Origin of the sequence: Rhizobacter sp. (genome assembly GCF_031412495.1) — a bacterium.
Lineage (GTDB): Bacteria > Pseudomonadota > Gammaproteobacteria > Burkholderiales > Burkholderiaceae_C > Schlegelella_A.
In genome coordinates, this window is the sequence record NZ_JANODC010000101.1 from 1 (window position 1) to 8,181 (window position 8,181).

Below are 8,181 nucleotides of genomic sequence, written 5' to 3' on the forward strand. Positions count from 1 at the left end.
TGTGCCGACTCCGGTGGCAGCGCCTGCCGCCATCATCGTCGAGCCTGCCGTCGCTGCCGTTCCGACGCCCGCGGCGGAGGCATCCGCGCCGTCGACCGCCGCCACCGCAGCCTCGCCATCGGCCCTGCCGCCGGCTGCCGCAGCGCCGCTGCCGCAGATCGGCGACCCGCCTGACGCAGAAGCGGAGTCCAAGCGCCTGGCTGCCGAGAAGCTGCGCCGCGACAAGGCGGCGCGCGACAAGCTCGACCGCGAGGCCAAGGCGAAGGCCGCGCTCGAGCAGCGCGACCGTGAGGCCGCTGTCGCGCGCACCGAGCAAGAGGCGCAGGCCCGTCGCCGCGCCGAGGAAGCGCAGCGTCCACGTCCCGTCGCCGCGGCGCCGCTCGCTCCTGCGGCACCGCAGCCGGCGCCGGTGCAGGCGCGGACCGTCCGCGAGATCTGTGCTGGTCGCGGCACCATCGCCGAGTCGATCTGCCAGTCGCGCGAGTGTGGTTCGCCGCAGCATGCGAACGAGTCCCTGTGCCGCCAGGTGCGCGAGGCCGAGGACCGCCGTCGCAACTACATCAACTGATCCAGGCGTTCGCCCCGAATCCGACGTGCGGCGAGAACCGCACGCACAACGAAGAGCGAGGATTTTTCATGGCCATCGACCCGGCACCTGCCGCCCTGCCCGCGGGGTTGTCGGCGCACGCGTTCTCGAGCCTCTTTCAGGCCGTCTCCGGGCTGCGCAACCGGCGCGCCATCGTGGCCCTGCTCGGCTGCCTCTTCGCGGGCGTGATCGTCGTCAGCCTGCTCGCCATCATGGCGCCGGGCAGCGGCTTCGTCGCCTTCGCGATGGCGGCGCTGATCTGGCTCGTCGCCCTGGGCACGGGGGTCAACGCGGCCGGCCTGCTGCAGATGGACCACGCGCGCGGGATCTCGCCGCGCAGCACGGTCGACGCCCTCGTCTACGGCCTGCTCTGCATTCCGAAGCTGCTCGCCCTCGGCATCATCTTCTTCGCCGCCGTGCTTGCCGTGTTCCTCGCCATCGCGATCCTGCTGCTGGTCTGCAAGGTCCCGGTGCTCGGCCCGATGCTCTTCGTCGTCGTGTTCCCGGTCTCCGTGGTCGCAGCGGGGGTGACGATCTTCGGAGCGCTGATCTGCACCGTGCTGTCGGCGCCGGCAGTGTGGCAGGGCGCCAGCATCACGCGGGCCCTGGCCCAGACGCTCGCCATCGCGCGCAGCCGCCTGGTCGATGCGGTGCTGCTGCTCGCCTTTATCGGCTTCATCTCGATGGCGGTGGCCTTCATCATCTTCGGCGTGCTCGGTGCCGGGCTGCTGCCCACCCTCGGGATGACCTGGAGCATCGTCGGTTTCGGTCCGGGCGACGTGAACCCGATGATGGGGATGATGCAGGGCGGCAGGCTCGGCCATGCCATCGCCGGCGGGATCGGCGGCGCCCTGCTGTGGGCCGTTGCCGGTTCCCTGGTCGGCCAGGTCTACCTGCTGGGCTTGTCGCTGGTCTACCTGCGCGTCACCGAAGACCTTGACGTCGGCGCGACCGAAGCGGCCCTGCGCGGCGGCCTCGAGGCAGCGCGTCGCCGTGGCGCGGAGCTCGGCGACAGGGCCCGCAGTGCGGCGCAGCGAGATGCATCGGCGACCGGCGCCGATGCCGGCGCGCCCGCCGCCCCGGGCGTGTTCGGCACAGCCGCGGCGTCCCCGCCGCCGGCACCGTACCCGGCCCCGGCCCCGGCCTATCAGGCGCCGTTCGCGGCGCCGGCGCCCTCCGCATCGCAGCAGGGGTACCGCCCACCCGCCGACGACGGCCCCGACATCGCCCTGCCGCTGGACGATGACGCTCCGCAGACCACGGTTCCTGCCTACGCATCGCCACCGGCCTGGATGCCGCCACCCGTGATGCCGCCGGCCGTGCCGGAGGCACCGCCGCCCGCCCTCACCGCCTGCCCGCAGTGTCTTTCGGCGGTCGTCGACGCGGACGTTTTCTGCGGTGTCTGCGGGTACCGCCTGAAATAGCCTCGCGCCGGGTGTCCAGGGCCGTCGACGCGATGGGAGGGTTCGCGTGACTCGGCAAAGCGCAGGTGCGGTGCCCTCCCAGAGCGCTGCCGGACCCTAGTTGATCGCGGTCGATCCGGGCGCCTGCTGCGCCGGTGGCGTGAACAGCTCGCCTACGTCCACCGGGTCGAACCGGTAGCGGGCACCGCAGAACTCGCAGCCGACCTCGACCCGGCCTTGCTCGCCCAGGATGTCGTCGACCTCGGCGCGGCCCAGCGACTGCAGCATCGACCCGACCTTCGTCCGCGAGCAGCTGCACGCGAACCGCGGCGCGAGGTCGCCGACGAGGGCCGGGAAGCGGAGCAGGCTTTCCTCGTGGAACAGACGCCGCAGCACGGTGTCGGGGTCGAGCTCGAGCAGTTCCTCGCGGCGCAGCGTCGCCGCGAGCTGGGCGACGCGGTTGAAATCCTCGTCGTGGCCGATCCGGCTTTCATCGGCGCCGACACCGGCGCTCGGCAGCCGCTGCAGGAGCAGGCCGGCGGCAACGCGGTGGTCGGCGGCCAGGATCAACCGCGTGTCGAGCTGCTCGGACTGCAGCATGTAGTGCTCGAGCACCGGCGCGATCGCCTGCAGCGGCTCGCCGGCGTTGCCGTGCAGCGGCACCACGCCCTGGTAGGCCTGTTGCCCGGGCAGCTTGTCGGCACGGTCGAGCGTGATCGCGCAGCGGCCACGGCCGTGCACGTTGAGCAGGGCTTCGAGGCCGGCCCCGACGGGTACGTCGCCCGAGACCTTGGCCGTCACCCGGAAGGCCAGGTCCGACGCGATCTCCGCCACGGCGAGTTGCACCGGCCCGTCGCCGAACACCTGCAGCACGAGGGCGCCGTTGAACTTGATGTTGGCATGCATCAGGACGCCGGCGGCCGCCATCTCGCCAAGCACGCGCTGCACCGGCCCGGGAAACGCGGCATCGGCGCGGCGCGCAAGCACTTCCTGCCAGCTGTCGGTGAGCCGGACGAGGATGCCGCGGACGGGCAGTCCCTCGAAGAGGAATCGGTGCAGTTCGCTCACGGGTTAGGGGTTGCGCGGAGTCGCTCGGGGCGCGAATTATCGGTGCGGCACCGATGCAGGCTCCCTTGCCGGGTCTTGCGCACGGCGACAATCCGGACCATGAACGACACCTCCTTCGAAGCGGCTTGCGCCGCCCTCGTCGATGCGCGCCGAAGCGCCCGCGCCGTCGCTGCCTACCCCGACGCTTGGCAGCCCGCGGACATGGCCGAGGCCTACCGGCTGCAGATCGCCGTCGCCGAGGCCCTCGGGCCGATCGTCGGCTGGAAGGTGAGCGCCGTCACGCCGGCGCAACGCGACGCCCTCGGCATCGACCAGCCGATCGCCGGCGCCCTTCTCGGGCCTTGGCTGCGCAACGCCAACGGCGGTGTCGCATCGTGGCGCGTCGCCGAGTTCATCGTGCCGAAGCTCGAATGCGAGCTGGCCTTCGAGCTCGGCAGCGACCTGCCGGCGCGTCCCGGGCAGCCGTACACGCGCGACGAGGTCCGGTCCGCGGTCCGCTGCCTGCGCATCGGCATCGAGATCGTCGATTCGCGCCTGCCCCCGGCGACCGGCACCCTCGCCGAGCTGGCCGATGCCGTCAACAACGGCGCCTACGTCGCCGGCCCGGCGTTCACCGACTGGGCCTCGCTCGACTTCGCCCGGCTCGGCATCGTCCTGACGCGCTCGCATGCAGGCGTGTCGACGCAGATCGCTGCCGGCAGCGGCGCGGCGATCCTCGACGGCGACCCGTTCGGAACCGTCCTCATGCTGGCCAATGCACCGCCGGGCGGGCGCCCGGGCCTGCGCGCGGGGGAGATCGTCACCACCGGCAGCTGCACGGGGGCGCCGATGCTGCCCGGCCCCGGCCTTTACCGAGCCGAGTTCCGCGGCCTCGGCAGCCTCGAGGTCCGCTTCACGGCCGATGCGCCAGCCTAGGCCCGCCGCCGGGGGCGGCGCGGCAGTCGCGGTGCCGGTGCGGATCGAGCCACGCCGATGAACGTCCGCCAGGCCGCGCTCGCTGCGCTGTGCGAATGCGATCCGACCACCAAGGCTCGGCTGGCGCGCGAGCTGCGACCTGCTTCGGAGGAGATCGACGTCGACACCGCCGAGGTCATCACGGCGCCCGCGACGCTGCCGGGCTGCCCCGAGCGGCCGCGCCTTCGACCGGCCCGTGAGGTGCCGGCGCGCTCGCCGTTCACGCCCGATGGCCGCGCCGCGCTGCTGCACGCCATCGCCCACATCGAGTTCAACGCCATCAACCTCGCGCTCGACGCGGTGTGGCGCTTTCCCGGCCTGCCCGCCGCGTTCTACCTCGACTGGCTCCAGGTCGCATCCGAGGAGGCGCTGCACTTCCAGCTCCTGCGTGCGCACCTGCAGACGCTCGGCCGCGACTACGGCGACTTCGATGCCCACGACGGCCTGTGGATGATGGCCGAGCGCACCTCGGGCGACGTGCTCGCGCGCATGGCGCTGGTGCCGCGAACGCTCGAGGCGCGCGGTCTCGACGTGACGCCGCCGCTGCGCGCCAAGCTGCTCCGCGCCGGCGACGCTCGCGCCGCCGAGATCCTCGGCGTGATCCTGGGCGACGAGGTCGGCCACGTCGCCATCGGCAACCGCTGGTACCGCTGGCTATGCGCACGCGCCGGCCAGGACCCGGAAGCGCTCTACCCCGAGCTGGCTCGCCGCCACCACGCGCCGCGAGTGCGCGGACCGTTCAATCTCGAGGCACGGCGCGCCGCCGGTTTCAGCGAAGGCGAGATCGAAGCCCTCGAGGGCCTCGACTCCCTCGACGCGCGCGCGGGCAGCTAGAAGCGGTCGGCGGTTTCACGCGCCCGGCTACGGCACGAGCTTGCCCAAGGCGAGGCGGAGGCGGCGGTCGCAGCGGTTCGCCAAGCTCTCGTCGTGCGTCACCAGGACGAAGGCCATGCGCCGCTCGCGGGCGAGCCCGAGCATGAGCGCGAACACGGCGTCCGCCGTCGACCGGTCGAGGTTCCCCGTCGGCTCGTCGGCGAGCACGCAGTCCGGTCCGCCGGCGAGCGAGCGCGCGATCGCCACCCGCTGGCGCTCGCCGCCCGAGAGCTGCGAGGGGCGATGCATGAGCCGTTCGCCGAGCCCGACCTGGCGCAGCGCCTCGGCCGCGCGCTCGCGCCCTTCGGCGATGGGCAGGCGGCGGATGCGCAGCGGCATGGCGACGTTGTCGAGCGCCGTGAACTCGGGCAGCAGGTGGTGGAACTGGTAGACGAAGCCGAGATGGCGGTTGCGCCATTCGCCCTGCTCGGTCGCGTCGAGCGTCGTGAAGTCGCGGCCGCACAGGAAGACCTTGCCGCTGGTCGGCGCCTCGAGCCCGCCGAGCAGGTGCAGCAGCGTGCTCTTGCCCGAGCCCGATGCGCCGACGATGGCGAGCGCCTCGCCGCGGCGCACGCGCAGGTCGACGCCTTGCAGCACGTGCACGTCGAGCCGCGACGAGCCGCTGCCTTCGACGAAGCGCTTGTGCAGGCCGTTGGCAACGAGTACGTCGTCGCCTTCGCCGCGGCTCGGCCGCACGGCCGCCGCCGTGGCCGCCACCGGCTCACTCATAGCGCAGCGCTTCGGCCGGCTGCAGCCGGCTCGCCCGCCAGCTCGGGTAGATCGTGGCGACGAAGGCGAGGACGAGCGAGATCACGACGATCGGCAGGATGTCGGCCTGCTGCGGATCGCTCGGCATGCGGCTGATGAGGTAGACGCTGCTCGGCAGGAAGCTCACCTGCAGCACCGACTCGATGGCCGGGACGATGACGTCGATGTTGTAGGCGACGAGCAGGCCGAGCAGCACCCCGCCGAAGGTGCCGATGATCCCCGAGGCAGCACCCTGAACCATGAAGATGCCCATCACCGAGCGCGGGCTCGCGCCGAGCGTGCGCAGGATGGCGATGTCGGCGCGCTTGTCGGTGACCGTCATCACCAGCGTCGAGACGAGGTTGAAGGCAGCGACGGCGACGATCAGGGTCAGGATGATGAACATCAGGCGCTTCTCGACCTGCACCGCCGCGAACCAGTTGCGGTTGGTGCTGGTCCAGTCGCGCACCGCCAGCCGCGGCCCGAGGCTTTGCGCCAGCTCGGCGGCGACGATCGGGGCCCGGTTCAGGTCCTGCAGGCGCAGCTGGATCCCGGTCGGACCCTCGACCCGGAACAGCCGGGCCGCGTCCTCGAGGTGGACCAGGGCCAGGCCGCTGTCGTATTCGTAGTGCCCCGCGTCGAAGGTGCCGACGACGGTGAGCGTGCGCAGCCGCGGCACGATGCCGGCCGGCGTGACCTGTCCGCCCGGCATCACGGCCGTGACCCGGTCGCCGTTGCCGACCCCGAGCGAGCGCGCCAGCTCGGCGCCGAGCACGACGCCCCACTGGCCGGGCACGAGGCGGGCCAGCGTCGTGTCGCGCAACAGCCGGGCCAGGTCGGTGACGGTCGCTTCCTCGTTCGGGACGATGCCGCGCACGATCACGCCGCGCATGTCGTCGCCGCGGGCGATCAGCGCCTGCGACGCCACGAAAGGAGCGGCGCCGATCACCTCGGCGTTGCGGCGCGCGCTGGCTGCCGTCGCCTGCCAGTCGGCCAGCGCACCGCTGTCGGCGTCGGTCACCTCGATGTGCGACACGACGGACAGCATGCGGTCGCGGACCTCCTTCTGGAAGCCGTTCATCACCGAGAGCACGATGATCAGTGCGGCGACGCCGAGGGCGATGCCGAGCATCGACACGCCGGAGATGAAGGAGATGAAGCCGTTCCTCCGCCCGGCCCGCCCGGCGCGGGTGTAGCGCCAGCCGATCTGCAGTTCGTAGGGCCAGTTCATGTGAAGACGATGCTACCCGAGGCATTTCGGCTGAGCCGCCGCGGGGCGGCTCGGATAATGGGTCTGCATGCACCTGGTCGTTCCGTTCGCCTCCGATCTGACAGAGGCCTGCCAGCATGTGCTGCGCGACCTGGCCCTGCCGAACCTCGAGCGCCTGCTGGGCCTGCTCACGCCTGCAGGCCGCGACGAAGGCGAGGCGACGAGCCTGTCGCCGCCGCACGAGCGCGTGCTGGGCCGGCTGTGGGGCTGGCGGGGCGAAGACGGCGCCCTGCCCTTCGCGGCCCGCGCCGCCGCTGCCGACGGCATCGACACCGGGGACCTGGCCTGGGCCCTGCTCACCCCCGGTCACTGGCGGCTCGGCCATGACGATGTCGTCCTGCTCGATCCGGAATCGATCGACGTCGGCGATGCGGAGTCGAAGGCCTTGTTCGAAACGCTGCGCGGCCAGTTCGAGAGCGAGGGCTTCCGCACCGACTGGGGCCATGCGCGGCGCTGGTATGCCGGCCGCGACGATCTCGAAGGCTTCGCCACGGCCTCGCTGGACAGGGTGATCGGCCGCAGCGTCGATCCGTGGCTGCGCGAGTCGCACCTGCCCGCGCCGCAACGCGCGACCGGCCGCCTCGTGAGGCGGCTGCAGAGCGAGGCGCAGCTCCTCTTCCACGAGCACGCGGTCAACGAGGCACGCGAGGAGCGCGGCGCCCTGCCGATCAATTCCTACTGGCTCAGCGGCTGCGGCCGGCAGCAACCCGTCGATGCTGCGGCGACGCCGGAGATCGCTTCCGAACTGCGACGGCCGCTCGTCGCCGGCGACTGGGCGGCCTGGGCGGAGGCCTGGCGCGACCTCGACGCCGGCGCGCTGGCGACGCTGGCGACACGCGCTGCCGCCGGCGAGTCCGTGACGCTCACCTTGTGCGGCGCGCGCCATGCGGCCCGCTTCGAGAGCCGGCCGCGCCCGCTCTGGCAGCGCGTGCGCGGCGCCTGGCAGAAGAGCCCGCCGCACGACGTGCTGGCGCTGCTCTGAACCCGATGACGCCGACCCGCCTCGTCGACCGCGACGTCCCGCCGCGCACCGCCTGGGCGCTGGCCCAGGCCGGGGTGCATCCGCTGCTGGCGCGCCTCTTCGCGGCGCGCGGCATCCGCGCCGTCGACGAGCTCGACGATGCCCTCGCCCGCCTGCTGCCGCCGGCCGGCCTGCTCGGCGCAGACAACGCCGCCCGCCTGCTCGCCGACGCGATCGGCGCCGGCGGCCGCATCTGCGTCGTCGCCGACTACGACTGCGACGGCGCGACCGCCTGCGCCGTCCTGCTGCGCGGCCTGGC

General features: G+C 72.7%; 7 protein-coding genes and 2 pseudogenes. 6 read left to right on the forward strand and 3 right to left on the reverse strand.

Going from position 1 to position 8,181, the window contains the following annotated elements:
• Positions 1–568, forward strand: a pseudogene (locus tag AC30N0_RS03655) (hypothetical protein); the annotation flags it as partial.
• A gap of 68 nt (positions 569–636) precedes the next feature.
• A complete protein-coding gene (locus AC30N0_RS03660) occupies positions 637–2,010 on the forward strand; it encodes a hypothetical protein (RefSeq protein WP_489516576.1) in 1,374 nt (457 codons plus the stop codon).
• A 96-nt stretch (positions 2,011–2,106) separates the two neighbouring features.
• Here the strand turns inward: AC30N0_RS03660 and hslO are convergent, their stop codons facing one another.
• Positions 2,107–3,057: an Hsp33 family molecular chaperone HslO gene (hslO, locus tag AC30N0_RS03665; protein ID WP_489516577.1), complete on the reverse strand. Its 951-nt coding sequence runs from the start codon at positions 3,055–3,057 to the stop codon at positions 2,107–2,109.
• 99 nt (positions 3,058–3,156) lie between these two features.
• Here hslO and AC30N0_RS03670 point away from each other — a divergent pair, with 99 nt between their 5' ends.
• Complete coding sequence (locus AC30N0_RS03670) at positions 3,157–3,972, forward strand: 2-keto-4-pentenoate hydratase (protein ID WP_489516578.1); 816 nt, start codon at positions 3,157–3,159, stop codon at positions 3,970–3,972.
• A 57-nt stretch (positions 3,973–4,029) separates the two neighbouring features.
• The gene (locus tag AC30N0_RS03675; protein WP_489516579.1) at positions 4,030–4,845 is read left to right on the forward strand and encodes a ferritin-like domain-containing protein; all 816 of its coding nucleotides are present in this window, start codon (positions 4,030–4,032) and stop codon (positions 4,843–4,845) included.
• A gap of 27 nt (positions 4,846–4,872) precedes the next feature.
• Here the strand turns inward: AC30N0_RS03675 and AC30N0_RS03680 are convergent, their stop codons facing one another.
• The gene (locus tag AC30N0_RS03680) at positions 4,873–5,613 is read right to left on the reverse strand and encodes an ABC transporter ATP-binding protein (RefSeq protein ID WP_489516580.1); all 741 of its coding nucleotides are present in this window, start codon (positions 5,611–5,613) and stop codon (positions 4,873–4,875) included.
• On the reverse strand, positions 5,606–6,862 hold the full coding sequence (locus AC30N0_RS03685; RefSeq protein ID WP_489516581.1) for a lipoprotein-releasing ABC transporter permease subunit: 1,257 nt from the start codon (positions 6,860–6,862) through the stop codon (positions 5,606–5,608). The genes AC30N0_RS03680 and AC30N0_RS03685 overlap by 8 nt, the downstream gene beginning before the upstream one ends.
• Before the next feature lie 67 nt (positions 6,863–6,929).
• Here AC30N0_RS03685 and AC30N0_RS03690 point away from each other — a divergent pair, with 67 nt between their 5' ends.
• Together AC30N0_RS03690 and AC30N0_RS03695 are read left to right on the forward strand one after the other, a co-directional pair.
• On the forward strand, positions 6,930–7,883 hold the full coding sequence (locus AC30N0_RS03690) for a hypothetical protein (protein WP_489516582.1): 954 nt from the start codon (positions 6,930–6,932) through the stop codon (positions 7,881–7,883).
• Between the two features lie 5 nt (positions 7,884–7,888).
• Positions 7,889–8,181: pseudogene (locus tag AC30N0_RS03695) on the forward strand (single-stranded-DNA-specific exonuclease RecJ); the annotation flags it as partial.